The organism is Halomonas sp. hl-4 (assembly GCF_900215475.1).
Classification (GTDB): Bacteria; Pseudomonadota; Gammaproteobacteria; order Pseudomonadales; family Halomonadaceae; genus Vreelandella.
The window spans coordinates 1,966,369-1,989,398 of sequence record NZ_LT907845.1 but is presented as its reverse complement, the minus strand read 5'-3'; the positions used below and the strand labels follow the sequence as shown (position 1 = coordinate 1,989,398).

Genomic DNA, 23,030 nt, shown 5'->3' with positions numbered 1-23,030 from the left:
CCATGTTTGGTTTTTTTAAGCGTAAACAAAAGCAGGATTCCCAGCAGGACGAAGAGTCGCAGGCCGAGGCTTCTAAGGAGCAGGAGACCGATGAAGGCTCCTTGCAAGCGCCGGACTCGCAAAGCGGCGAGCGCGAGGATGCCGGCGTTGACGAGCATTCGGCTGCACCGGATCCTGTGCCAGAGCCAGAGCCAGAGCCAGAGCCAGAGCCAGAGCCAGAGCCAGAGCCAGAGCCAGAGCCAGAGCCAGAGCCAGAGCCAGAGCCAGAGCTCGTTGAAAAACCGGCGCTGCAAGATAAGCCGGTTGCCGATAAAGGCGAGAAAAAAGGGTGGCTTGCGCGTATCACGTCAGGCCTGGGCAAAACCCGCGCTAATTTGACTGACGGCATCGCCGATCTTTTCCTGGGTAAAAAGCAGATCGATGACGAGCTGCTTGAAGACCTCGAAACCCAACTGCTAATGGCTGACGTGGGAATTGAGGCGACCAGCGAAATTATCGAGCGACTGGAAGCCCGTGTATCGCGCAAAGAGCTAAATGACCCCGAAGCGCTCTACCGTGGATTGCAGGAAGAACTGGCGGCGATGCTTGAACCCGTCACCGTTCCGCTGAGCTTTGATAAGGCCAGCGACGGCCCCTTCGTGATTCTGGTGGTGGGCGTCAACGGTGTCGGCAAAACCACCACGATCGGCAAGCTCACCCAGCGTTTTCAGCGTGAAGGCAAAAGCGTCATGCTGGCGGCAGGGGATACCTTCCGTGCCGCCGCTGTGGAGCAGTTGAAGGTTTGGGGTGAGCGCAACAGCGTGCCGGTGATTGCCCAGCACACCGGTGCTGACAGTGCCTCGGTGATTTATGACGCGGTCGCCGCCGCCAAATCCCGCGGGGTGGATGTGTTAATCGCCGATACCGCCGGACGTTTGCATAATAAGGGCCACCTGATGGAAGAGCTGAAAAAAGTCCATCGCGTAATGAAAAAGATCGATGACACCGCGCCCCATGAGGTGATGCTGGTGCTCGATGCCGGGACAGGGCAAAACGCTATCTCCCAGGCCACCACGTTTAACGAGGCAGTCCCGGTGAGCGGTATCACGCTCACCAAGCTAGATGGCACCGCCAAAGGTGGGATTATTTTTGCGTTAGCGAAGCAGCTTAATACGCCGATTCGCTACATAGGTGTTGGCGAAGGGCTGGATGACCTGCGGCCCTTCGAGTCGAAAGACTTCGTCAACGCGCTTTTCGACCGTCAGGGAGACGATGCCAACCCATGATCGCCTTTGAGCATGTGGGTAAGCGCTACGGAGGGCGTTTTGAGGCGCTGTCGCATCTGAACTTTCGTGTGGCGAGAGGTGAGATGGTGTTTCTCACTGGGCACTCAGGCGCGGGGAAAAGCTCGCTGTTGCGTTTGGTTATGCGCCTGGAAAAGCCGAGCCGTGGGCGCGTGGTGGTAGCGGGTCACGATATTGCCCAGTTGCATGCCAGCCAAGTGCCGTTTTACCGGCGCCAAATTGGCGTGGTGTTTCAGGACCATCAACTGCTGTTCGATCGCAGCGTGTTTCAAAACGTGTCGCTGCCGTTGGACATCCAGGGTATCGAGCCCCGGGAGTCCGCCCGACGTGTCCGCGCCGCCCTCGATAAAGTAGGCTTGCTGCACCGTGAAAAAGCGCTGCCCATTGAGCTTTCCGGCGGTGAACAGCAGCGCGTGGGTATCGCCCGTGCGGTGGTCAATAAGCCCGCTTTACTGCTTGCCGACGAGCCCACCGGTAATCTGGATCCGCAGCTGTCCGCCGACATTATGTCGCTGTTTGAAGATTTTAACCGGATTGGCACTACCGTGATGGTTGCCAGCCACGATTTGGCGTTGATCGCGCGACTGCAACATCGGATTTTACGCTTGCGCGATGGCCGCCTAGTGGCGGATGAGGGGGCCGAATGAAACGACCCACTATTAGGCCGAAAGGCGCTGCCCCTCGGGCAACGCGCGCCCGTGCAGCCCCGCGAGAGGCTGCACGCCCCGTGCAGCGAGGAGCGCGAGCCCAACAGCCGCGCACGTCTAGCCGCTTGCGGGCATGGGGACGGCACCACCGGGCGATGGGGGTCGACAGCCTGCAGCGCCTGATCCGCTACCCAGTAGGTAATTTGCTTACGATGCTGGCGATTGCCATTGCCTTGGTGCTGCCAGCGGCGCTTTGGCTGACATTGGACAGTGCCCGGCTACTGGATGCAGAGCTGGACGAGAGCGCCACGCTCACCGTGTATCTTGAAGTCGACGTTGAATCCGGCGAGGCCGAACGCATCGAGCAGGCGGTCAGTGCGGATGAAGACGTGCAAAGCACCCGGTTTGTTAGCGCTGAACAGGGCATGGCCGACTTTCAGCAGTCGCTGGGTGTAGAAGATGCGCTCTCAGGGCTTGAAGATAACCCGCTGCCGGGAAGTGTCGTGGTACGCCCGAGTAGCGTTGATCCTGACATCATGCAGACGCTCGCCGAGCGCCTGGAAGACATGCCCGGTGTCGATGAAGTGCGGGTCGATTTGGCGTGGGTTGAGCGCCTCCGCCACTTGGCGGCGTTGGGAACACGGGTGGCGCTGGCTCTGGGCGTCTTGTTTGGTCTCGGCGTGTTACTGGTGGTGGGGAATACCATCCGACTATCAGTGGAGAGTCGGCGGCGTGAAATCGAAGTGGTGATGTTGATCGGCGCGACCCATGCGTTTGTCAGGCGTCCCTTTCTATATAGTGGCGCCTGGTATGGCTTTGGCGGCGGTGTTTTGGCCCTAGGGCTGCTATCGCTGGGTAACCACTGGCTGTCGCTACCTGTGGCCGCTTTGGCGGCAAGCTATGGGGCGAGTTTTTCGCTGCCGCAATTGGACGTGACAGGCTCCACAATTTTGCTATCTTGCAGTACACTACTCGGCTGGTTGGGCGCATGGCTTGCCGTATCTCGGCATCTTGCCAGTATTCGCCCACGCTGAAGGCCCACGTTGCTCATCAGGCGACGGCGAGGGAACCTTGACCATATGGCAAGGTCACAGTGATACATTAATCCACGTAAGGGTTACAACGGAGACCACCTGCACATGAGCACTAGTCTTCTACCGGTGGGGCAGCTTTCCCCAGGCAATGACCTGGGTGGCTACATCAAAGCGGTCAACGGCATTGCGGTTCTTAGTGCCGACGAAGAGCGTGAGCTTGCGTTCCGCCTGTACGATGAAGGCGATCTAGAGGCGGCGCGACGTTTGGTGCTATCGCATCTGCGTTTTGTCGTGCACATCGCGCGTAGTTATTCAGGGTATGGCCTGCCCCAAGCCGATTTAATTCAGGAAGGTAATGTTGGCTTGATGAAAGCCGTCAAGCGTTTCGACCCAAATCAAGGCGTTCGTCTGGTTTCATTTGCGGTGCACTGGATCAAAGCCGAGATCCATGAATTTGTGTTGCGCAATTGGCGTATTGTCAAAATTGCCACCACCAAGGCCCAGCGCAAGTTGTTCTTCAACTTGCGCAGTGCGAAAAAGCGGCTTGCCTGGCTCAATAATGATGAAGTTGATGCCATTGCCAAAGACCTTAACGTAAAACCCGGCATTGTGCGTGATATGGAGGGGCGTCTTTCCTCCTACGATGCTGGCTTTGACGCGTCGCCTAGCGATGACGAAGACAGTGCCTATCAAGCGCCGGTGCACTTTTTAGACGACGCGGCCTCCAACCCGGCAACGCAGTTGGAAGACAGCGATTTTGAGGAAGATTCAACGCGCCGCCTGCAGTTGGCACTTGAAGGATTAGACGAACGTTCTCGGGATATTTTGCAGCGCCGTTGGTTGGCGGAAAACAAAGCCACGCTGCACGATCTGGCAGATGTTTATGGCGTTAGCGCCGAACGTATTCGTCAGCTCGAGAAAAATGCGATGAAGAAATTGCGCCAGAAAATGGGCGATACCATCGCGGCCTGAACGAGTAAGTTGTAGCCAATAAAAACGGCGCGCCCATAGCAGGCGCGCCGTTTTTGTGTCTACCAGGCGCACTTATTCTTGCCTGATTAAGAGGTTAAGCTGGCTGCACTGCTTCGCGCAGTAATTGGCTCGATAGTAGTGTCCACTGGTCGTCCCAGTAGTCGGTGGGCAAGCGTTTGAAATCGCTGCGCACATACTGAGAAATACGCCCCTCTGCCTGGGCCGCCAGCAAGTTGGCAGCGGCGGAGGCCGGAATGGTGGGGCGCAGGCCCTCGCGTAGTTCGGCCTCGCGGAGAATCTGCTTGAACTGGGTTTCCAGTCGCTCAAACAACTGGTGGATGCGCTGACGCAGCCGGGCGGTCTCGCCGGTCAATACGTCGCCGCCCATAACGCGGGCAAGCCCCGGGTTCTTTTCGGCAAAGCCGAGCACCAGCGACAGAATCGTACGGCAGCGATTGGTGGCGTCGGGCACCTCTTCCATGATGCGGTTAATACGCGCAAAAATGCTTTCCTCGATAAAATCGATCAGCCCTTCAAACATACGTGCCTTGCTAGGGAAGTGGCGGTAGAGGGCCGCTTCTGAGACACCCACCTGGCGTGCGAGAGCCGCCGTGGTAATCCGTTTGCCACTGTCTTCTTCAAGCATTAGGGCGAGGGCCTGAAGGATTTGCTCGCGGCGGCGAGGCTTGCGTTCATCGCTCATGATGTTGCTCTCCGTCGCGGTTAGTGGGTGTCGGTGATCAGCGTGCCGACCCCGGCGTTGGTGAAAATCTCCAACAGCACGGCATGGGGCACACGGCCATCGATAATGTGGGCACTGTTAACGCCGCCTTTTACGGCCTCGAGCGCGCAGCGAATTTTGGGCAGCATACCGCCATGAATAGTGCCATCGGCAATCAGGGCGTCAACTTGAGCGGTGGTCAAGCCGGTGAGCACTTCGCTTTCGGCATTCATCAGGCCGGCCACGTTGGTCAACAGCATGAGCTTTTCGGCGTTGAGGGCTTCGGCAATCTTGCCAGCCACAAGGTCCGCGTTGATGTTGTAGCTTTTACCTTCGCTGTCCACGCCAATCGGCGCAATCACGGGAATAAAGTCCCGCGCCGCTAGCATTTCAATCAGGTCGGTGGAGATCGACTCGACCTCGCCCACATGGCCAATATCGATGATTTCCGGGGCGGTCATTTCAGGGCTTTGATGCTCCACCTTGAGCTGGCGTGCGCGAATTTGCGCGCCGTCTTTACCGGTCAGGCCAATCGCTTTGCCGCCACTCTGGTTGATCAGGTTGACGATGCTCTTGTTGACCAGCCCGCCGAGCACCATCTCGACCACGTCCATGGTTTGCGAATCGGTCACCCGCATGCCGTTGACGAAGCGCGATTCAATATTGAGCTTGGCCAGCAAGTCGCCAATCTGGGGGCCGCCGCCATGAACGACCACAGGGTTGATGCCCACTTCTTTCATTAACACGATATTGCGGGCAAATGAGTCGATCAGAGTGGTTTCCGTCATCGCATTGCCGCCGTATTTGACTACAACGGTTTTGCCGGAAAATTGCTGAATATAGGGGAGGGCTTCGGAAAGCACCTCCACAACGACCTGGGGGTCGCGACTGGCTGAACTCATGACGTTGTCCCTTGATAATGATGTGGCAAACTTATTGGCATTCAGCGCACTGAGAAACCCATGCTGGGCCGCGCCTTCTTATGGGCTCGGTCCCACCGCACGATGGCGCCCCAGGTCAAGCCTGGGGTAGCGTCAAAGCGGGGTCGACATTTTTCAGTGCATTGGCAAACTGCGCTTTAATGCGCGTTAAGGCCGCTTCATTCTTTCCTTCAAAACGCAGTACTAACACGGGCGTGGTGTTTGAAGCACGGCAAAGCCCCCACCCGTCCGGGTAGTCGACCCGAATGCCGTCCAGCGTTGTCTTGATACCATCGCCGAAGTCGCCTTCCCGAGCAAGTTTATCTACCAGGTTGAATTTGTTGCTGTCGGTGACGGTGATGTTGATTTCCGGTGTGCCGATGTCTTGCGGGAAGCTATCAAAGTACGCATCGGCGTCGCCTGCGTAGTTGGCCAAAATCTCCACCAGCCGAGCTGCCGCGTAGAGACCGTCGTCGAAGCCGTACCAGCGTTCTTTGAAGAAAATATGCCCACTCATTTCGCCGGCCAGCAGGGCGCCGGTTTCCTTCATGCGTGCCTTGATAAGCGAGTGGCCCGTGCGCCACATTTCTGGCTCGCCGCCCGCCTCGCTGATCACCTGATTCAGGTTGCCGGTACACTTAACGTCAAAAATCACCTTGGCACCGGGGTTGCGTCCCAGCATATCGGTGGCAAACGCCATCAACAGATGGTCCGGGTAGATCAGCCGCCCGCGAGGAGTAATCACGCCAAGCCGGTCGCCGTCGCCGTCAAAGGCGAGACCGATGTCCGCCTTCGTGTCTTGAACCGTACGAATTAAGTCTTGCAGGTTTTCGGGCTTGCCGGGGTCAGGGTGGTGATTGGGAAAGGTGCCATCAATCTCGTCAAACAGCGGTATCGTATTCACGCCCAAGCGCTCGATTAACTGCGGGCCTAGCTCGCCCGCCACGCCGTTGCCGCAGTCGACAACCGCCTTCAGCGGGCGGCTGACACTGACGTCGCCCAGGATGCGCGTTAAGTAGGCATCGCGTACGTCTTCTTGACGAATGCTGCCTTCCCCTTGGGTAAGGTCGCCTGACTGTAATCGCTCGTAGAGGGCGGTGATGGCGTCGCCGGAGAGCGTGTCGCCACCAAGCACGATTTTAAAGCCGTTATAATCGGGCGGATTGTGGCTCCCGGTGACCATGACCCCGGAGCGGGTGCCGTCGAGAATGTGGGTGGCGAAATACAGCACCGGGGTGGGTACCATGCCGATATCGATCACGTCGCACCCCGCCGCGTTCAAACCACGCATTAATGCGCCCTGTAAGCGTGGGCCGGATAACCGGCCGTCGCGAGCCACCACAACGGTGGATTCACCCCGTGCAGCCGCCGCAGAGCCGATGGCACGGCCTATCCATTCCACCGTGTCTTCGGTGAGGGTGTCATCGACAATGCCGCGGATGTCGTAAGCCCGGAAAATCGAAGCGGGAATTGTGGGTGTCGTCATGGGGGTATCCTTACGAAAGTAGCCAGTACCGATTAGTGACGGCCAGTACTGCCGAAGCCGCCGCTGCCGCGCGTGGAATCGCTAAATTGATCGACCAGATCAAGCTCAGCCTGTACCACCGGAACAAGCACGTACTGTGCCAACCGCTCGAACGGGGCGAGCGTAAAGGCGCTTTGTCCGCGATTCCATACGGAAATCATTAACTCTCCCTGGTAGTCGGCATCAATCAAACCCACCAAGTTGCCCAGTACGATGCCATGCTTATGCCCCAAACCGGAGCGAGGCAAAATCATACCGGCAAGGCCAGGATCTTCAATATAGATGGCTAGGCCCGTACGTACGAGGTGAGTATCTCCTGGGTTCAGGATAAGCGGCTCGTCGAGCAGCGCGCGCAGGTCCATGCCCGCTGAGCCATCGGTCGCATAATGGGGCAAATAGTCGCGCAGTCGTTCATCCAACACTTTGCATTGCAAGCGGGGGCGGGAAGTCATGAGGTGGCTCCAGTAAACGTGGGCAATAACATAAGGGCTTGTTGGATGACGCGATTTGCCAACTGTGTTTTGGGCTGTGGGGCTTCTGGCCGGCGTTCGATACCTTGAGGTGTACGCCATAGCAGAAGCGCCGCGTTATCGTCGCTGCCAAAGCCGAGGCCTTGTTGGCTAATGTCGTTGGCAACGATCATATCAAGGCCTTTACGCGTGAGTTTATCCGTAGCGTAACGTTCAACGTCCTGGGTTTCGGCGGCAAAGCCGATCACAAAAGGACGTGTCTCGGGCGGAAGCGCGGCCACATCGGCAATAATGTCGGGGTTTTTGACCAAGGTAAGCGTTAGCGTATCGCTCTCATGGGTCTTTTTCAGCTTATGTTCAGCGGTACTTGCCGCGCGATAGTCAGCAACGGCGGCACAGCCGATAAACAGTGCCGCCTTAGTGGCTAAGCGCAGTGACTCCTGGTGCATCTGCTCGGCGGTTTCAACGTCGATGCGCGTTACGCCAGCGGGCGTTGCAAGCGCGACCGGTCCGCTGATCAGTGTGACGTTGGCACCCTGTGCAGAGGCGGCGGCGGCGAGCGCGTAGCCCATTTTCCCCGAACTGTGATTGGACAGATAGCGCACCGGGTCGAGTGCTTCCCGGGTCGGGCCCGCGGTGATCACCACATGCGGCGCCGAGGCGCTCGGTGTCACGCGGGGCGAGGGCAAAAAGTGACGCAATAGCGCGTCAACGATCACTTCGGGTTCGCTCATGCGTCCTGGGCCAACGTCGCCGCAGGCCTGATCGCCCGCCGCGGGTCCAATCAGTTGCCAGCCATCCTCGGCTATTTGCTTTATGTTGCGCTGGGTGGCTGGGTGACGCCACATAGCCTGGTTCATGGCGGGGGCAATTAGCTTGGGGGCTTCCGAGGCCAGGCAAAGCGTGGTCAGCAGATCATCAGCCATGCCGTGGACCAGGCGTGCAATGAGATCGGCGGTGGCGGGAGCGACCAGGACAACATCGGCCCAGCGGGCAAGCTCAATATGCCCCATGCCCGCTTCGGCGTCAGGGTCGAGCAGCGAGGTGCGCACGGGCTCGCCGGATAGTGCCTGTAAGGTTAACGGGGTGATAAACGCCTGAGCCCCATCGGTCATTACTACGCGCACTTCGCAGCCTGCTTGCTTTAGCAGGCGCACGATCTGGGCGCTTTTATACGCCGCGATGCCCGCGCTGATACCCAGCAGCACGCGCTTTGCGTTAGCGGTCGTTGTCGCAGTCACAGACGTCATGGCATAACACCCACGTTGAGCATTCTTTAGGTCGCTTACCATACCATTCGTCTGCACAATTTGGCATGCTGCATCCACGCATAGGGAAAGGCAAAGCAACGCGCAGGGAGGCGGCGATGGGCATTAACCACTGGCCGGAAGGCGAGCGGCCACGAGAAAAACTATTAAACTTGGGGGCTCAGGCGCTATCTGACGCTGAGCTACTGGCGATTTTTTTGCGTGTCGGAGTTCAAGGTCGCTCCGCGGTCGATCTGGCGCGGGATCTGCTGGCAAGCTTTGGGGGGCTGCGTCAGCTGCTGGAAGCCGACCAGACGCGTTTTTGTGAAGCGCGTGGGCTGGGGAGCGCCAAGTTCGCCCAGCTACAGGCCACGCTTGAACTCTCCAGACGCCATCTGGCCACGCAGTTGGCACGCGGGGAAGCGCTGACGTCACCCACGCTGGTGCGCCACTACTTGAGTTCTCAACTACGCCATCTGGGCCATGAGGAATTCGCAGTACTTTTTTTGGATACCCAGCACCGAATTATTCGCTATGAATCCCTGTTTCGCGGTACCCTAGACAGCGCATCCGTTTATCCCCGCGAAGTTGCCAAGCGTGCCTTAGCGCACAACGCTGGCGCTGTTATCCTGGCCCACAACCATCCTTCGGGTGTTGCTGAGCCTAGTGATGCTGATCGACGAATCACTGATCGTTTGAAAGAAGCGCTCGCCCTCTTTGATGTGCGGGTGCTGGATCATTTCGTGGTGGGGGACGGAGACGTGGTGTCATTTGCCGAGCGGGGCTGGCTGTAAGCACGCTACCCGGCCAATCAGCGACGATGTTAAGTAACATGAATCAAAAGGCGGTTTTTCGGCCTTTTGTCACGGTTTTTCTTGCTGAATGGCTAGTGCTCTGGTATAAAGTGCCACCTTTGAACTTGGGTTGAATAACGGATTTGGGTATAGCTAGGCGGTTAACCGCGTTGACGCCCTCCCTGCTCCGGTTTGCCCGACAGTTTTGAACACTCAGGTAATTAAATCCTGGCCAAGCAGTTGGAGGCTCTCATGTCCAAAGTATGTCAGGTTACCGGTAAGCGTCCGGTAACCGGAAATAACGTTTCTCACTCCCAGCGTAAGACACGTCGTCGTTTCTTGCCGAACCTGCACACCCATCGTTTTTGGGTTGAAGCTGAAGGCCGCTTCGTCAAGCTGCGCGTTTCCTCTAAAGGTATGCGTATCATTGACAAGAAAGGCATTGAGACGGTTCTGGCCGATATCCGTAAGCGCGGCGACGCCATCTAAATAGTCATTTGGCTAAGAATTTTGGGAGAGTTAAACCATGCGCGATAAGATCAAGCTGGTGTCCAGTGCCGGTACAGGCCACTTTTACACCACTGATAAAAACAAGCGGAATACCCCGGATAAGTTCGAATTCAAGAAATACGACCCGGTGGTCCGTAAGCACGTTATGTACAAGGAAGCCAAAATCAAGTAATCGCTTTTGCGATAACTGGCTTTCACCGCAGGCGAGCGCCTGTTAAAAACCCGGCCCTAAGCCGGGTTTTTGCATGAATGGGTGTTGTGCGCCTGCGAGCGACATAGCAGAGGTGAAAGTCCGTCACCACACCGTCATCAAAGGCTCTCATCATGCCCGAGTTGCCCGAAGTTGAAACCACCCGGCAGGGTATCGCGCCTTACTTGGAAGGCCAGGAAATTACCGAAGTTCGGGTTCGCCAACCTAGCCTGCGCGTGCCGGTGCCGGAGGACTTCGCAGAGCGGCTTGTAGGCTCGCGCGTGGGTGGATTGACGCGTCGCGCCAAGTACCTACAAATGCCGGTCGTTACCGACGAGGGTAAGGCTACGCTACTGTGGCATTTGGGCATGTCCGGCAGCCTGCGCATAGCCCAGGTAGGCGATTTGCCTAAAAAGCATGACCATGTGGATGTGGTCACCCAAAGTGGCTATGTGCTGCGCTACCACGACCCGCGTCGGTTTGGCTTTGTCGATTGGCAGCAGGGTGATGGCAGTGCCGATAAGCGCTTGGCACATTTGGGTCCCGAGCCGCTGGATGACACCTTTAACGGTCGCTGGCTGTATCGCATGTCACGCAATAAGCGTGTTGCGGTGAAGCCTTTTTTGATGGACAACCGCGTGGTCGTCGGCGCCGGTAACATTTACGCCGCGGAAGCGTTGTTCATGGCGGGCATTGATCCCCGTCGTGCGGCGGGGCTCATCTCACTGGCCCGCTACGAACAGCTAGCCCTCGCTGTGAAGGAGGTGCTGGCCGCTGCTATCATTCAGGGCGGCACCACGCTGCGCGATTTTGTCAGCGGCCAGGGCGAGCCTGGCTATTTTGCCCAGCGTTTGAATGTTTATGGCCGACACGGCCAACCCTGTATGCGCTGCGGGGCGGAGCTTCGCCGCATCACACTCGGCCAGCGGAGTAGCGTCTTTTGCCCCGGCTGCCAACGCTAATTACGGCGTCGCATCGATTTACTGTTTTGCCCGAGCTTTTAAAGCCTACGCTGTTTTGGAGACTGTTGTGACCCAACGCCTGCGCCTGAATAAAAACGCTGACCGCCGCCTGAAAGCGGGCCATCTGTGGATTTATTCCAACGAAGTCGATATTAAAGAAACCCCGCTGAAGAACTTTACCGCGGGTGAGGCCGCGCTGGTCGAGGCGTCTAACGGTAAGACCATCGGGGTCGCATACGTGAACCCGCATTCGCTCATTGCAGCGCGGGTGATGTCACGTGACCCCGAAATGCGTCTGGATCGCTCGCTGTTTGTGCACCGCTTCAACCAGGCGCTTGCCTTGCGTCAACGATTGTTTGAGCAGCCGTTTTATCGCCTGATTCATGGTGAAGGCGACCTGTTGCCGGGTCTGGTGGTCGACCGCTTCGGCGATGTCGTGGTGGTGCAGTTGAACACCGCAGGTATGCAGTCGTTAGCTGAAGAGATTGTCGATGCCTTGGAAAAAGTCATCAAGCCCAGCGCGATTGTGTTCCGCAACGACACCGGTGGCCGTCGCCAGGAAGGTCTGGATGCCCTGGTGGAAGTGGTCAAAGGCGTGCTGCCTGACGAAGTGCTGTTGGAAGAGAATGGCGTGCACTTTGTGGTACCGGTACTTGATGGCCAGAAGACCGGCTGGTTCTTCGATCACCGGGTTAATCGTGCCTGGCTGAATGGGCAGGTCGCCGGTAAGCGAGTATTGGACGTATTCAGCTACGTGGGTGGCTGGGGCGTCCAGGCGGCCGTTAGCGGTGCCTCTGAAGTACTGTGTGTCGACTCATCGGGTCCGGCGCTTGAGCAGGTGGCCCGCAATGCTGAACTGAACGGTGTCCAGGAACAGGTCGCTATTGGTGAAGGCGATGCGTTTGAGGCCTTGGCGGCGCTTAAAGCCGACGGCGAACAGTTCGACGTGGTAATTCTGGATCCGCCTGCGTTTATCAAAAAGCGCAAGGATATCCCCAACGGCGAACGTGCCTACAATCGTCTGAACCGTGAAGCCATGCGCCTGCTGGGTCGTGATGGTTTGCTAATGTCGGCCTCATGCTCGATGCACCTGGCCCCCGAGCGCCTAGTGGATGTGGTGCGCGGCGCGGTGCGTCACCAGGACCGCCATGGTCAAGTTATCTTCCAGGGCCATCAAGGGCCGGACCACCCGGTACACCCGGCGATCCCGGAAACGTCGTACCTGAAGGCGTTAGGCGTGCGCGTGTTCCGTGACTAGGTAGTACTTTCAGCAACCGGTAGAGGGGCCATAACAATGGAATGGGCGCTACCCGAGCCTTTTGTGATGGATATAGACGTGACGGATGAGGCCATCGACGCCTACCGGCACGTCAACAACAGCGAATATTTGCGCTGGGTTGAGCAAATCAGTTGGGCGCACTCGGAAGCGCTAGGGCTCTCGATTGAGCGCTACCGCGAGCTGGACCGGGCCATGGTGGTGCACCGTCACGAGCTGGACTATTTGGCCCCTGCCTACGCCGGGGATGAACTCGCGCTGGCCACCTGGATCGTGGCCTGCGACGGACGCTTCAGCTTAACCCGCCGCTTCCAGCTGCAACGCAAACACGACGCTAAAACCTTGCTCAAGGCGCGTACCCGCTTTGCCTGCATCGCGCTTTCCAGTGGGCGGCCTATGCGTCTGCCGGCTGAGTATCAGCGTGTTTACGGTGATGCGGTGGTTGATGAATAACGATGATTTTTTTGCCTAAAGCCGGTATTCGCTAGATTTTTCTCCTAAAAAACGCCTTAACCGGCGTTTTTTTTGTTTTGTGTTTCGAGGGGTGGAGGCGTGCAAAAGCTGTGCTGTAATAGCCTTAACGCTGACCCTTTGCTAGCGAAACAATCAGGAGCTATCTATGCGCATCGCTGTCCCTAAAGAGATCAAAAACCATGAATACCGGGTGGCCTTGACGCCCACCGGTGCGCGAGAATTAACCGGGCGTGGGCACCAGGTGACGGTTCAAGCGGGCGCGGGGGAAGGTGCCGGGTTTCATGACCGCGACTACGAAGCTGCCGGAGCGCACGTCGAGGCGGACGTCGCGCTGCTGTGGCAAAACGCTGAGCTGATTCTAAAGGTCAAAGAGCCTCAGGCCGAGGAAGTCGCGCGGCTGACACCCCAGCATACGTTGTTTACCTACCTGCATTTGGCCGCCGAAGAAACGCTGACTCAGGGCCTAATGAAAAGCGGCGCGACCTGCATCGCCTACGAGACTATTACCGATGCGAAAGGTGGCCTGCCGCTGCTTGCGCCGATGAGTACCGTAGCGGGGCGCATGGCCGTGCAGGCGGGCGCACATAGTCTTGAGAAGGCTCAGGGCGGTGCTGGCGTGCTGTTGCCGGGTGTGCCCGGTGTGGCTCCGGGGAAAGTCACCGTGATCGGTGGCGGTGTGGTCGGCGAAAATGCCGCACGTATGGCGCTGGGGCTCGGGGCAGAAGTCACCATTCTGGACAAATCCATCGCCCGGTTGGAGGTGCTGGATGACCGCTATCAAGGCCGCATCAAGACTGTTTACTCAACCGCCGATGCGTTAGACGAAGCGGCCAAAACGGCCGATATGATTATCGGTGCGGTGCTCATCCCAGGGGCAGCCGCGCCAAAACTGATTACCCGCGTCATGCTAGCGGATATGCAGCCCGGTAGCGTTCTAGTGGACGTGGCGATCGACCAGGGCGGCTGTTTCGAGACCAGCAGGCCCACCACTCACGCCGAGCCGACCTATATTGTCGACGGTATCGTTCATTACTGCGTGGCCAACATGCCGGGGGCCGTTGCGCGTACCTCTACCCTGGGGCTGACCAACGCTACGCTGCCATTCGTTCTCGACCTGGCCGATAAGGGATGGCAGCAAGCGCTGCGCGACAACCCGCATTTCTTGCCGGGGCTCAATGTCCACGATGGCCAGGTAACCTACGCGGCGGTGGCCGAAGCGTTTAGTCTCAACAGCGTTAACCCTGCCGAGGTGGTGAATCGGTAGAGTGCCGTTGTAATGACATTATTAATTAGTAGTGGGGCGGTATGTCGTCTTCTGGACGACTGCCGCCGGTGTCGTCACCGGCCTGGAGCGCTTGATGCTGTTCGCGCAGCCGCTCGCGCATCAGCGCACTCAGTTGCTCCAGCGTCGCTAGCCGACGTTCCTGCTGGGCGACCGCTTGATCCAGGGTATCGAGCCAATGTTCTTGATAAGCCAGGCGGCTCTCTAAAGATTCAAGCTGTTGAGTGAGCTCGGCGGGCGATAAAGAAGATGTCATGGTAACATTGCAACCTTGTGTAGTAGCTCGGTGCATCGGGTCGTCAAGACCGGCTGAACTGGGTATTGTCCTTCTTCTGTTACCCATACAACAAGAGAGCTTTTTTTATCCATGAACCCAAAAGTTGTGTTTCGCTGTATTTTGATCAGTGTCTTACTTGCCGCCCCCACGCCATTGTTGCTGGCAGGGATTGTTCATTTAACCGACGCACCGCTGGCTGAGCAGTGGCTTGCCGAGCTGGCCGTGACCGGGGCTGGCGGCATCTACATCGCCGTGGCCATCGGTAGTTTCATTGTGCTGTGTATCGGTACGTTAGCCACGGCCGCGCTGGCGCCACCCGTGGTGGTGTCGCCCGATGTGGCGGTTCGCGCCAAGCCGGCACCGCGTCAGTCTCACGCCCCCAACGCGCCGGACGATGAAGATATCATTGACCCCAATGACGGTCGCGAAGAGGGTGAAGTGAAGTGGTTTAATACCAACAAAGGCTACGGCTTCATTACCCGGGATAACGGTGACGATGTGTTTGTCCATTTCCGGGCAATTCGTGGTCGCGGCCCGCGCATGCTGGCAGAAGGCCAGATCGTGCGTTATCACGTGATTAAAAACGAGCGTGGTTTACAGGCCGACGACGTGAGCATTATCGAGTAACGATCAGTTCCGCTTGTGACTGCTTCGCACAACATTTGACCCCGCTTCGGCGGGGTCAAATGCGTTCAGGGCCTAGCGGCCCGAGTCGGGCCATTCGATGGGGCCTTCGCGGCCGTCGGGCAGTACCTGCCAGAAACGGTCGGGATCATCACCTGGATGCCAGCCGCCAAGCGAACAGCGAATTTCGGTCTGCAGGGCTTCCGCCGCGTACTGGGCGGCTTCCTGGTCGGTATGCCAGGGGCAGTGGCCGCTGTCGAGCCATAGGCTGGCAAACCCATCGGCGGCGTTTTCGACCAGCAATACCGGCACGCGGTGCCCCTGGTGGCTGCCTTGGGTGCGCCATTTACCTTTGCCCGCCGATGTCAGCGGCGGGGCATTCAGCGCCTTCGCCAGCCAGTCGTTGAGCGCGGGGTGGGCAACGCTTGCCAGGTAGATCTCGATATCCGGATAGCGCTCCATCATACGCTGACCTCGTCGGAAGTGAGCAATGCCTGCAGCGTGGCTTCGTAGATCCGGCTCAACGCATCCAGGTCGCTCGCGCGGACGCGTTCGTCGACCTTGTGGATGGTGTCGTTGAGCGGACCCAGTTCGACCACCTGGGCGCCCAGGGTGGCAATGAAGCGACCATCCGAGGTGCCGCCGCTGGTGGAGAGCGCCGGTCGCTCGCCGGTGACGGCTTCGACGCCGCGAATCGCAGCGTCGACCAGCTCGCCCTCGGCGGTCAGGAATGGCTCGCCGTTGAGCGTCCAGTCGATGTGATACTCGAGGCCGTGGTGATCCAGCAGCGCTTCGGTGCGCTCCCTCAGGGTTTCGTGGGTGACTTCCGTGGAGTAGCGGAAGTTGAACACCACTTCCACCTCGCCGGGGATGACGTTGGTCGCCCCGGTGCCCGCCCGCACGTTGGACACCTGAAAGCTGGTCGCCGGGAAGAACTCGTTGCCTGCGTCCCAGTGCTCGTTGACCAGGGCGTCGAGCGCGGGCATCACCTGATGGATAGGGTTGCGCGCCAGGTGCGGGTACGCCACGTGGCCCTGCACGCCTTTCACGTGAAGGACGCCGCCCAGCGAGCCGCGCCGGCCATTTTTGATCGCATCGCCAAGCCGTGCCGTGGAGGAAGGCTCGCCGACGATGCAGTAGTCGAGGCGTTCGTTGCGCTCGCGCAGGTGTTCGACCACCGCGCGGGTGCCGTCGACGGCGGGGCCCTCTTCGTCGGAGGTGATCAAAAACGCAATGCGTCCGTCGTGGTCGGGGTGGCTGGCGACGAAGCGCTCAACGGCGGTGAGCATGGCGGCCAGGCTGCCTTTCATATCCGAGGCGCCGCGACCGCACAGCATGCCGTCGTCGTTGATGCAGGGCGTAAAGGGCGGAAACTCCCAGTTGGTGTGAGGCCCGCTGGGGACCACGTCGGTATGCCCGGCAAAGGCCAGCACCGGACCGTGATGGCCGCGCACCGCCCAGAAGTTTTTCACATCGCCAAACGGCAGTGACTCGATGTGGAAATCGAGCGCCCTTAAGCGCTCGATCATCAGGTCTTGGCAGCCTTCGTCGTCGGGCGTGACCGATGCGCGGCGCAGCAGGTCAAAGGCCAGCTGCAGCGTCGGCGACAGCCCCTCCGGCTCAGTTATGGGCATGCAGCGCCTCGTTGAGCGCGATGGCGCTTTTATTGGTCAGGCATTCGATGCGGCCGTTCTGCGAGTTGCGGCGCAGCAGCAGGTCGTCCTGGCCGGCCAGCTCGCGCGCAGCTACGGTGTTGACTTCCTGGCCCTGGTCGTCCAATAGCGTGACTTTCGAGCCTGCCGTGATATATAGCCCGGCTTCCACCGTACAGCGGTCGCCCAGTGGGATGCCGATTCCGGCGTTGGCGCCGATCAGGCAGCCTTCGCCGACCTTGATCACCATGTTGCCGCCGCCGGACAGCGTGCCCATGGTCGAGCAGCCGCCACCCAGGTCGGAGCCCTTGCCCACCATGACGCCGGCGGAGATGCGCCCTTCGATCATGCCGGGGCCTTCGGTGCCGGCATTGAAGTTGACGAACCCTTCGTGCATCACCGTGGTGCCTTCGCCCAGGTAGGCACCCAGGCGCACGCGGGCGGTGTCGCCGATGCGGATGCCGTGAGGCACCACGTAGTCGGTCATCTTGGGGAATTTATCCACGCAGTCCACCGACAGGGCACGGCCTTCCAGGCGGGCTTTGAGGCGGCGTGCGGGCAGTTCTTCGATGTCGATCGCGCCTTCGTTGGTCCAGGCGATGTTGCGCAGCAGGCCGAACATGCCGGTCAGATCCAGCCCATGGGGTTTCACCAAACGGTGGGAGAGCAGGTGCAGCTTGAGGTAGACCTCGGGAGCGGTCTGCGGCGGCTGGTTGGTGTCCAGGAACATGGCAACCAGCGGACGCTGACTGACGGCAAAGGATTCCGCCAGTTCCGCCTGGTCGGCATGGCCGGCCGTTTCAAGAGCTTTGGCCAGGCGCGTGCAGTCTTCCGGCAGGAAGCTGATCGCCGCGTTACCGCTGGGCGCGTCAAGGACTTCCTTGGCGGCACTGACCAGGCTCTCGGGCGGGTTGATCAGCGGTGCCGGGTAGTAAATTTCCAGCCAGTCGCCCTGGGTATTTTGAGTGCCGATTCCAAGCGCAAAGCTCAGCATAACTGCGTTCCTTTAGGTCAGTGTGTCGTCTTAAAGTTTGTCATAATCGCCATCTTTGTAGCCGACCAGGATGGTCTCGTCGTCGACTTCCAGAAGCGGGCGCTTTAACAGTGTGGGGTGTTTCAAGAGCAGCTCGCGCCCCGAGTTGGCATCAAAATCTTTTTCTTCATCCGACAGCTCGCGCCAGGTTTTGCTTTGCTTGTTGATCGCCTTGACCAACGGGACGCGGTGCAGGATATGCTCTAGCAGCGGTGCTGAAAGACCGTCCTTGCGCAGGTCGTAGGTCTTGAAGGGGATGCCTTTTTCGTCAAGCGCCTTACGCGCTTTGCGGCAGGTATCGCAGTTGCTGATGATATAGAGCGTAAGCATGGATGACCTCCTGGCAATGGCGTCGTGTCGTCATGGTCGTGCGTTAGCCGCGCTCAACGAGCCGGCGCAGGCGCTCGGCGGCTTCCAGCGTCGGGGCAAGTTCCGCCACTAGCGCTAAGCGTAGCCGACCGCTGCCGGGATTGTCGCCGTCGCGCCCCGGGCGGCCCATCAGGCTGCCGGGCAGCACGCTGACATGCTGTTCAACGAACAGCCGCTGGGTGAAGGCGATGTCGTCACCGCCCGGCACGGCGGGCCACAGGTAAAAGCTGGCTTCCGGCGTGGGGAAGTCCATTACCGGGGCGAGCACCTCGGTGACCGCGCTGAACTTTTCGCGGTAGGCCTCGCGGTTGGCGCGCACGTGGCTTTCATCCTGCCAGGCCGCTATGGACGCATGCTGCAGCGGCAATGACATCGCGCAGCCATGATAGGTGCGGTAGCGCTTGAACGGGGCGAGCAGGTCTGCATCACCGGCGACAAACCCTGAGCGCAGCCCCGGCAGGTTGGAGCGTTTGGACAGCGAGTGGAACACCACGCAGCGGCGATAATCGTGGCGGCCAAGCTCGGCGCAGGCCTGCAGGAGCCCCGGGGGTGGCGATGCCTCATCCAGATAGAGCTCCGAGTAACACTCGTCGGAGGCGATGATGAAGTCGTGCTCATCGGCCAGCGCGATCAGCTGCTTGAATTCGGCAAGCGGCGTGACCGCGCCGGTGGGGTTGCCGGGCGAGCAGATGAACACGATCTGCACGCTGCGCCAGGTGTCGGCGCTGACGGCGGAAACGTCCGGGCGAAAGCCGTTGTCGGCGGTGCAGTCCAGGTAGAGCGGCTCGCCCCCGGCCAGCAGCGTGGCGCCTTCGTAAATCTGGTAGAAGGGGTTAGGAACCGCTACGTGCGCTGGGCGCGTGCGATCGAGGGCTGCCTGAACGAAGGCGAAAATGGCTTCCCGCGTGCCGTTGACCGGCAGTACCTGGCGCTCGGCGTCTAGCCCAGCAAGCGCGAAGCGCTGGCTGGCCCAGGTGGCGATCGTGTCGCGCAGGGCGGGCAGGCCGTTGGTGGCCGGGTAGCGCGCCATCTCGGCCTGGTGGGCGACCAGCGCGGCCAGTGCGCCAGGGAAGGGCGCGTGCTGCGGCTCGCCGATGGTCAGCGGGATATGCGCAAGCGCCGCAGGCGGCGTCAGGTCCGCCTTGAGGGCCGCCAGCTTTTCGAACGGATACGGATGCAGGGCGTCGAGTTCAGGGTTCATGAGTATCCAGAACGCCGTGCCGGCGTCGTTGTAGGCGTCGTGTCGCGAAAGTAGCCGACGATTATAGGCAAGCCCCGCTGTGGGCTCAAACCCCCAGCACCTCAATCAAGCGTTCACGTAGTTGTTGTTGACGGTCCGGGTCGGTCAGCGGTTCGCCGGCTTTGGTGGTAATGAAGAACACGTCTTCCACGCGTTCGCCCAGGGTGGCGATTTTCGCCGCGGAGAGCGCAATATCCTGCTCCATGAAGATGCGCCCGACGCGGGCCAGAAGCCCGGGCCTATCCGGGGCGCTGAGCTCCAGCAGCGTGCGGTCGTTGGCCGGGTCCTGCTCGATCAGTACCTCGGTGGCAACCCGGAAATGCTTGAGCTGGCGCGGCGTATGCCGGGTGACGATATCGGGGTAGTCGTCGGGGTCGTCCAGTTCTTCCACCAGATGCTGGCGCATTTCCTCAATGCGCACCGGGTCGCGAATTGGCTGGCCCTGATTGTCGAGCACTATGAAGGTGTTTAGCGTCCAATCGTTGTTTGAGGTGGCGATACGCGCGTCGTGGATCGACAGCCCCAACTGCTCCATGGCGGCGGCGGTGGCGGCGAACAGGTCGTCCACCGAGCGGGTGTGGATGAACACCTTTGTGCCGCCTTCGGCCATGTCGGCCGTGGGCGCGCTGATCAGGACCAGTGGCAGTTGGGAGGGCTGGTGAGCAAGAATCCCCTGAGTCTGCCAGACGATTTCGCTGGGCGCGTACTGCAGGAAGTAGTCCTCGCCGAGGGATTCCCACAGCTGATCAATTTTGGCTTCATCGACGCCGATCGACTGCAGCAGCGAACGGGCTTCCGAGCGCGTTTCGCGCACCCAGTCGTCGCGGTCGGGCGGGTTTTTCAGGCCGCGGCGCAGGGCACGCTTGGTTTCGGCATGCAGTTGGCGCATTAGCGATGCCCGCCAGCCGTTCCACAGGGTCGGGTTGGTGGCGTTGATATCGGCCACGGTCAATACATAGAGATAATCCAGCCGTGTCTCGGTACGCACCTCGGTGGCGAATTCGCGGATCACGTCCGGGTCGCTGATGTCGCGCTTCTGGGCGGTCATGGACATCAGTAGATGGTGCTCGACGAGCCAACTGACCAGCTTGGTATCGTGCTGGGGCACATGATGGCGCTGGCAGAACTGTTCGACGTCGCGGGCGCCGATTATCGAATGGTCGCCGCCGCGGCCCTTGCCGATATCGTGAAACAGCCCGGCTATCCACAGCAGGTCCAGCTTGGGCAGCTGTTGCATCAGGGTGGCGGCCACCGGGAAGTCGTCCTTGGCCTCCGGCTTGCGGAAGCCGTGCAGAAACTTGAGTAGCCGCAGAGTATGGGCATCCACGGTGTAGATATGAAACAGGTCATGCTGCATCAGCCCGACGGCGCGGCCAAACTCTGGCAGGTATTTGCCCAGTATGCCGTAGCGGTTCATACGCCTCAGCTGGCGGGGCACGTTGCCCGGCGCGCGCATGATGGCCATGAACAGGCGCTGGTGGCGCGGGTCTTCCCGGTATTGGTCGTCGATCTGGTGGCGGTGGTCGCGGATCAGGCGGATGGTGTCGGCCCGCACGCCTTCTATTTCCGGGTGCTTGGCCATCAGTAAAAACAGTTCCAGCATGGCCGCCGGCTGTTCGCGAAACAGGTTGCGCGAACGCACCTGAATATAGCCGCCCTTGGTTTCAAAGCGTTCGTTGAGCTTGACCGTTTCCAGCGATTCCTTGCCGCGCAGGATGACCTCGTCGAAGTGCTGGAGCAGCATGTCGTTGAGGCCGGCAAGCGCTGTGACGTGCCGGTAATAGCGCTTCATGAACTGTTCGACGGCCAGGCCTTCGGGGGTGTCGCGAAAACCAAACATTTCCGCAATGGTGCGCTGGTGATCAAACAGCAGGCGATCCTCGGCGCGGTCGGTGAGCATGTGCAAGGCGTAGCGGACCTGCCATAAAAAGGCTTGGCCCTGGCTTAAAATGCGCAGTTCGGCATCGTTCATAAAGCCGTTGGCGACGATGTCGGTGTACTGCTCGGTGCCGAAGTGGCGCTTGGCGACCCAGCCAATCATCTGGATGTCGCGCAGCCCGCCGGGGGAGCTTTTGAGGTTCGGCTCGAGGTGGTATTCGGAGTTGTTGTAGCGGTAGTGGCGGGCGATCTGCTCCTGCCACTTGGCCTCGAAGAAGCGGTCCGCCGGCCATACGTGGTCGGCGTTGAGCCGCTCGCGCATGCGCTCACGCAGCGCTTCCGGGCCGGCGATCAGGCGCGACTCGAGCAGATTGGTGATCACCGTAACATCGGCGGCTGCTTCCCGCTCGCAGTCGTTGAGTGAGCGCACGCTGTGGCCGATTTCCAGGCCGATATCCCACAGGAAGGTGATAAAGGCGGTCAGCGGCTCGCGGTAGGGCGTGTCGTCATCGTCCTCGAGCAGCAGCAGTAAATCGATGTCCGAGTGCGGGTGCAGCTCGCCGCGCCCATAGCCGCCAACCGCGACCAGGGCGACGCCGTCGTCGGGCCAATCGTGCTGCTGCCAGGCGATGACCAGCAGTTGATCCAGGTACCACGCCCGACCGCGCACCAGATCACGGATATCGGCGCCGGCGCGAAAGCGTTCGTCCAGACGGGTCTGGATGTCGCCAAGCGCCGCCTTGAACGGGGCGATGGGCGAGCGGGAGCCAGCAAGCTCGGTGCGGAACAGCTCGAGGTCGAACAGCATGGTGTCCGGTTCAAACCGGTAATGGTGAAGTAGCATCAGTGCGTCAAAAAGCTGAAGTCTTCGTCGCTGCGTGCGGTCAGCACGTCAACGCCGGTGTCGGTGACCAGCAGCGTGTGCTCCCACTGGGCGGACAGGCTGCGGTCCTTGGTAATGGCCGTCCAGCCATCGCGCAGCACCTTGGTCTTGTAGCCGCCGACGTTGATCATGGGCTCGATGGTGAAGCACATGCCGGCTTCGAGGCTGATGTCCGCCCCCGGGGCGTAGCCGTCGTAGTGCAGGAACTGGGGGTCTTCGTGAAATTCGGCGCCGATACCGTGACCGCAGAAGTCGCGAACCACGGAGTAGCCGTTGCTTTCGGCGTGCTTTTGAATCACACGGGCAAGCTCAGAAAGGCGCACGCCTGGCTTAACCAGCTCAATGCTTTTATACAGGCATTCCTGGGTAATGCGGCACAGCCGTTCGCCTTGAATAGTGTCGCCGATCACGAACATCACGCTGGAGTCACCGTGGTAGCCGTCGGCCGTCCGCACAGTGATATCTAAGTTCATGATGTCGCCTTTTTTGAGCTTTTTGGCGTCGTCGGGAATGCCATGACAAACCACGTGGTTGATCGACGTGCAGGTCGCTTTAGGGAAGCCGTGGTAGTTAAGGGGAGCAGGGGTGGAGCCTAGCTCGTTGACGATATACTCATGACACAACCGGTCGATTTCGCCGGTGCTGATGCCCGCCTGGACGTGGGGGGTGATCATCTCGATGACGCTGGCCGCCTGGCGACCAGCGTTGCGCATTTTGTCGATTTCAGAAGGCGTTTTAATGGGAACGTTCATGGATTCTCGATGTTG

At 59.7% G+C, this 23,030-nt stretch carries 25 protein-coding genes; 12 read left to right on the top strand and 13 right to left on the bottom strand.

The window, feature by feature from the left end; translation table 11 throughout:
- Positions 1-2: 2 nt before the first annotated feature.
- From ftsY to rpoH, 4 genes are all read left to right on the top strand, one after another.
- Positions 3-1,265, top strand: coding sequence for a signal recognition particle-docking protein FtsY (ftsY, locus tag CPH17_RS09470; protein ID WP_096299290.1), 1,263 nt, complete (start codon positions 3-5; stop codon positions 1,263-1,265).
- Complete coding sequence (gene ftsE, locus CPH17_RS09465; RefSeq protein ID WP_074397510.1) at positions 1,262-1,930, top strand: cell division ATP-binding protein FtsE; 669 nt, start codon at positions 1,262-1,264, stop codon at positions 1,928-1,930. Before ftsY ends, ftsE begins: the two co-directional genes overlap by 4 nt.
- A complete protein-coding gene (gene ftsX, locus CPH17_RS09460) occupies positions 1,927-2,964 on the top strand; it encodes a permease-like cell division protein FtsX (RefSeq protein ID WP_074397509.1) in 1,038 nt (345 codons plus the stop codon). Before ftsE ends, ftsX begins: the two co-directional genes overlap by 4 nt.
- Positions 2,965-3,069: 105 nt before the next feature.
- Positions 3,070-3,936, top strand: a complete 867-nt coding sequence (gene rpoH / locus CPH17_RS09455; protein ID WP_074397508.1) for an RNA polymerase sigma factor RpoH — start codon at positions 3,070-3,072, stop codon at positions 3,934-3,936.
- A 94-nt stretch (positions 3,937-4,030) separates the two neighbouring features.
- Here the strand turns inward: rpoH and slmA are convergent, their stop codons facing one another.
- The 5 genes from slmA to coaBC all read right to left on the bottom strand — a co-directional run bounded on the left by slmA (position 4,031) and on the right by coaBC (position 8,822).
- Entirely contained in the window at positions 4,031-4,639 is a 609-nt protein-coding gene (slmA, locus tag CPH17_RS09450; protein WP_074397507.1) for a nucleoid occlusion factor SlmA, read from the bottom strand.
- Between the two features lie 20 nt (positions 4,640-4,659).
- Positions 4,660-5,559, bottom strand: coding sequence for an acetylglutamate kinase (gene argB, locus CPH17_RS09445; protein ID WP_074397506.1), 900 nt, complete (start codon positions 5,557-5,559; stop codon positions 4,660-4,662).
- A 115-nt stretch (positions 5,560-5,674) separates the two neighbouring features.
- Positions 5,675-7,063, bottom strand: coding sequence for a phosphomannomutase/phosphoglucomutase (locus CPH17_RS09440; protein ID WP_096299288.1), 1,389 nt, complete (start codon positions 7,061-7,063; stop codon positions 5,675-5,677).
- 32 nt (positions 7,064-7,095) lie between these two features.
- Complete coding sequence (gene dut, locus CPH17_RS09435; protein WP_074397504.1) at positions 7,096-7,554, bottom strand: dUTP diphosphatase; 459 nt, start codon at positions 7,552-7,554, stop codon at positions 7,096-7,098.
- Positions 7,551-8,822: a bifunctional phosphopantothenoylcysteine decarboxylase/phosphopantothenate--cysteine ligase CoaBC gene (gene coaBC / locus CPH17_RS09430; RefSeq protein WP_096299286.1), complete on the bottom strand. Its 1,272-nt coding sequence runs from the start codon at positions 8,820-8,822 to the stop codon at positions 7,551-7,553. Before coaBC ends, dut begins: the two co-directional genes overlap by 4 nt.
- A gap of 116 nt (positions 8,823-8,938) precedes the next feature.
- Here coaBC and radC point away from each other — a divergent pair, with 116 nt between their 5' ends.
- The 7 genes from radC (at position 8,939) to ald (ending at position 14,289) form a co-directional block, all read left to right on the top strand.
- Positions 8,939-9,613, top strand: a complete 675-nt coding sequence (gene radC, locus CPH17_RS09425) for a RadC family protein (RefSeq protein WP_074397502.1) — start codon at positions 8,939-8,941, stop codon at positions 9,611-9,613.
- Between the two features lie 252 nt (positions 9,614-9,865).
- Positions 9,866-10,102 (top strand): 50S ribosomal protein L28, encoded by a 237-nt coding sequence (rpmB, locus tag CPH17_RS09420; protein WP_027337781.1) that lies wholly within the window; start codon positions 9,866-9,868, stop codon positions 10,100-10,102.
- Positions 10,103-10,139: 37 nt separating this feature from the next.
- Positions 10,140-10,295 carry a 50S ribosomal protein L33 gene (gene rpmG / locus CPH17_RS09415; protein WP_027337782.1) on the top strand — a complete coding sequence of 52 codons (156 nt, stop codon included), beginning with the start codon at positions 10,140-10,142 and terminating at the stop codon, positions 10,293-10,295.
- Between the two features lie 152 nt (positions 10,296-10,447).
- Positions 10,448-11,275 (top strand): bifunctional DNA-formamidopyrimidine glycosylase/DNA-(apurinic or apyrimidinic site) lyase, encoded by an 828-nt coding sequence (gene mutM / locus CPH17_RS09410; protein WP_096299284.1) that lies wholly within the window; start codon positions 10,448-10,450, stop codon positions 11,273-11,275.
- Between the two features lie 67 nt (positions 11,276-11,342).
- A complete protein-coding gene (locus CPH17_RS09405) occupies positions 11,343-12,533 on the top strand; it encodes a class I SAM-dependent rRNA methyltransferase (protein WP_096299282.1) in 1,191 nt (396 codons plus the stop codon).
- A gap of 36 nt (positions 12,534-12,569) precedes the next feature.
- Entirely contained in the window at positions 12,570-13,004 is a 435-nt protein-coding gene (locus tag CPH17_RS09400; RefSeq protein ID WP_074397499.1) for an acyl-CoA thioesterase, read from the top strand.
- 166 nt (positions 13,005-13,170) lie between these two features.
- Entirely contained in the window at positions 13,171-14,289 is a 1,119-nt protein-coding gene (ald, locus tag CPH17_RS09395) for an alanine dehydrogenase (protein ID WP_096299280.1), read from the top strand.
- 25 nt (positions 14,290-14,314) lie between these two features.
- On the opposite strand, the gene CPH17_RS09390 is transcribed toward ald, so the two are convergent.
- Positions 14,315-14,563: a SlyX family protein gene (locus CPH17_RS09390; protein ID WP_096299278.1), complete on the bottom strand. Its 249-nt coding sequence runs from the start codon at positions 14,561-14,563 to the stop codon at positions 14,315-14,317.
- A gap of 111 nt (positions 14,564-14,674) precedes the next feature.
- Between CPH17_RS09390 and CPH17_RS20390 the strand changes: the two genes are divergently transcribed.
- Positions 14,675-15,211: a cold-shock protein gene (locus CPH17_RS20390; RefSeq protein WP_027337788.1), complete on the top strand. Its 537-nt coding sequence runs from the start codon at positions 14,675-14,677 to the stop codon at positions 15,209-15,211.
- Positions 15,212-15,283: 72 nt separating this feature from the next.
- Here the strand turns inward: CPH17_RS20390 and CPH17_RS09380 are convergent, their stop codons facing one another.
- The 7 genes from CPH17_RS09380 to map all read right to left on the bottom strand — a co-directional run bounded on the left by CPH17_RS09380 (position 15,284) and on the right by map (position 23,015).
- Positions 15,284-15,673: a hypothetical protein gene (locus CPH17_RS09380; RefSeq protein ID WP_096299276.1), complete on the bottom strand. Its 390-nt coding sequence runs from the start codon at positions 15,671-15,673 to the stop codon at positions 15,284-15,286.
- A complete protein-coding gene (gene dapE / locus CPH17_RS09375; RefSeq protein WP_096299274.1) occupies positions 15,670-16,842 on the bottom strand; it encodes a succinyl-diaminopimelate desuccinylase in 1,173 nt (390 codons plus the stop codon). The genes CPH17_RS09380 and dapE overlap by 4 nt, the downstream gene beginning before the upstream one ends.
- Entirely contained in the window at positions 16,829-17,854 is a 1,026-nt protein-coding gene (gene dapD, locus CPH17_RS09370) for a 2,3,4,5-tetrahydropyridine-2,6-dicarboxylate N-succinyltransferase (protein WP_096299271.1), read from the bottom strand. Before dapD ends, dapE begins: the two co-directional genes overlap by 14 nt.
- Positions 17,855-17,884: 30 nt before the next feature.
- Positions 17,885-18,223 (bottom strand): Spx/MgsR family RNA polymerase-binding regulatory protein, encoded by a 339-nt coding sequence (locus CPH17_RS09365; RefSeq protein WP_027337792.1) that lies wholly within the window; start codon positions 18,221-18,223, stop codon positions 17,885-17,887.
- Between the two features lie 43 nt (positions 18,224-18,266).
- The gene (gene dapC, locus CPH17_RS09360; RefSeq protein ID WP_096299269.1) at positions 18,267-19,463 is read right to left on the bottom strand and encodes a succinyldiaminopimelate transaminase; all 1,197 of its coding nucleotides are present in this window, start codon (positions 19,461-19,463) and stop codon (positions 18,267-18,269) included.
- Between the two features lie 85 nt (positions 19,464-19,548).
- Positions 19,549-22,224 carry a [protein-PII] uridylyltransferase gene (locus CPH17_RS09355; protein WP_096299267.1) on the bottom strand — a complete coding sequence of 892 codons (2,676 nt, stop codon included), beginning with the start codon at positions 22,222-22,224 and terminating at the stop codon, positions 19,549-19,551.
- Positions 22,224-23,015 (bottom strand): type I methionyl aminopeptidase, encoded by a 792-nt coding sequence (gene map / locus CPH17_RS09350; protein ID WP_096299265.1) that lies wholly within the window; start codon positions 23,013-23,015, stop codon positions 22,224-22,226. Before map ends, CPH17_RS09355 begins: the two co-directional genes overlap by 1 nt.
- Positions 23,016-23,030 lie beyond the last annotated feature (15 nt).

Bases quoted from the DNA above. Each gene is read 5' to 3' on its own strand.
- map (WP_096299265.1), bottom strand. From the start codon at position 23,015: ATGAACGTTCCCATTAAAACGCCTTCTGAAATCGACAAAATGCGCAAC.
- CPH17_RS20390 (WP_027337788.1), top strand. From the start codon at position 14,675: ATGAACCCAAAAGTTGTGTTTCGCTGTATTTTGATCAGTGTCTTACTT.
- rpmG (WP_027337782.1), top strand. From the start codon at position 10,140: ATGCGCGATAAGATCAAGCTGGTGTCCAGTGCCGGTACAGGCCACTTT.
- dapC (WP_096299269.1), bottom strand. From the start codon at position 19,463: ATGAACCCTGAACTCGACGCCCTGCATCCGTATCCGTTCGAAAAGCTG.
- rpoH (WP_074397508.1), top strand. From the start codon at position 3,070: ATGAGCACTAGTCTTCTACCGGTGGGGCAGCTTTCCCCAGGCAATGAC.
- dut (WP_074397504.1), bottom strand. From the start codon at position 7,554: ATGACTTCCCGCCCCCGCTTGCAATGCAAAGTGTTGGATGAACGACTG.
- ftsY (WP_096299290.1), top strand. From the start codon at position 3: ATGTTTGGTTTTTTTAAGCGTAAACAAAAGCAGGATTCCCAGCAGGAC.
- argB (WP_074397506.1), bottom strand. From the start codon at position 5,559: ATGAGTTCAGCCAGTCGCGACCCCCAGGTCGTTGTGGAGGTGCTTTCC.
- CPH17_RS09380 (WP_096299276.1), bottom strand. From the start codon at position 15,673: ATGATGGAGCGCTATCCGGATATCGAGATCTACCTGGCAAGCGTTGCC.
- radC (WP_074397502.1), top strand. From the start codon at position 8,939: ATGGGCATTAACCACTGGCCGGAAGGCGAGCGGCCACGAGAAAAACTA.
- dapD (WP_096299271.1), bottom strand. From the start codon at position 17,854: ATGCTGAGCTTTGCGCTTGGAATCGGCACTCAAAATACCCAGGGCGAC.
- CPH17_RS09355 (WP_096299267.1), bottom strand. From the start codon at position 22,224: ATGCTACTTCACCATTACCGGTTTGAACCGGACACCATGCTGTTCGAC.
- CPH17_RS09400 (WP_074397499.1), top strand. From the start codon at position 12,570: ATGGAATGGGCGCTACCCGAGCCTTTTGTGATGGATATAGACGTGACG.
- CPH17_RS09440 (WP_096299288.1), bottom strand. From the start codon at position 7,063: ATGACGACACCCACAATTCCCGCTTCGATTTTCCGGGCTTACGACATC.
- ftsE (WP_074397510.1), top strand. From the start codon at position 1,262: ATGATCGCCTTTGAGCATGTGGGTAAGCGCTACGGAGGGCGTTTTGAG.
- CPH17_RS09365 (WP_027337792.1), bottom strand. From the start codon at position 18,223: ATGCTTACGCTCTATATCATCAGCAACTGCGATACCTGCCGCAAAGCG.
- CPH17_RS09390 (WP_096299278.1), bottom strand. From the start codon at position 14,563: ATGACATCTTCTTTATCGCCCGCCGAGCTCACTCAACAGCTTGAATCT.
- ftsX (WP_074397509.1), top strand. From the start codon at position 1,927: ATGAAACGACCCACTATTAGGCCGAAAGGCGCTGCCCCTCGGGCAACG.
- mutM (WP_096299284.1), top strand. From the start codon at position 10,448: ATGCCCGAGTTGCCCGAAGTTGAAACCACCCGGCAGGGTATCGCGCCT.
- rpmB (WP_027337781.1), top strand. From the start codon at position 9,866: ATGTCCAAAGTATGTCAGGTTACCGGTAAGCGTCCGGTAACCGGAAAT.
- coaBC (WP_096299286.1), bottom strand. From the start codon at position 8,822: ATGACGTCTGTGACTGCGACAACGACCGCTAACGCAAAGCGCGTGCTG.
- ald (WP_096299280.1), top strand. From the start codon at position 13,171: ATGCGCATCGCTGTCCCTAAAGAGATCAAAAACCATGAATACCGGGTG.
- slmA (WP_074397507.1), bottom strand. From the start codon at position 4,639: ATGAGCGATGAACGCAAGCCTCGCCGCCGCGAGCAAATCCTTCAGGCC.
- dapE (WP_096299274.1), bottom strand. From the start codon at position 16,842: ATGCCCATAACTGAGCCGGAGGGGCTGTCGCCGACGCTGCAGCTGGCC.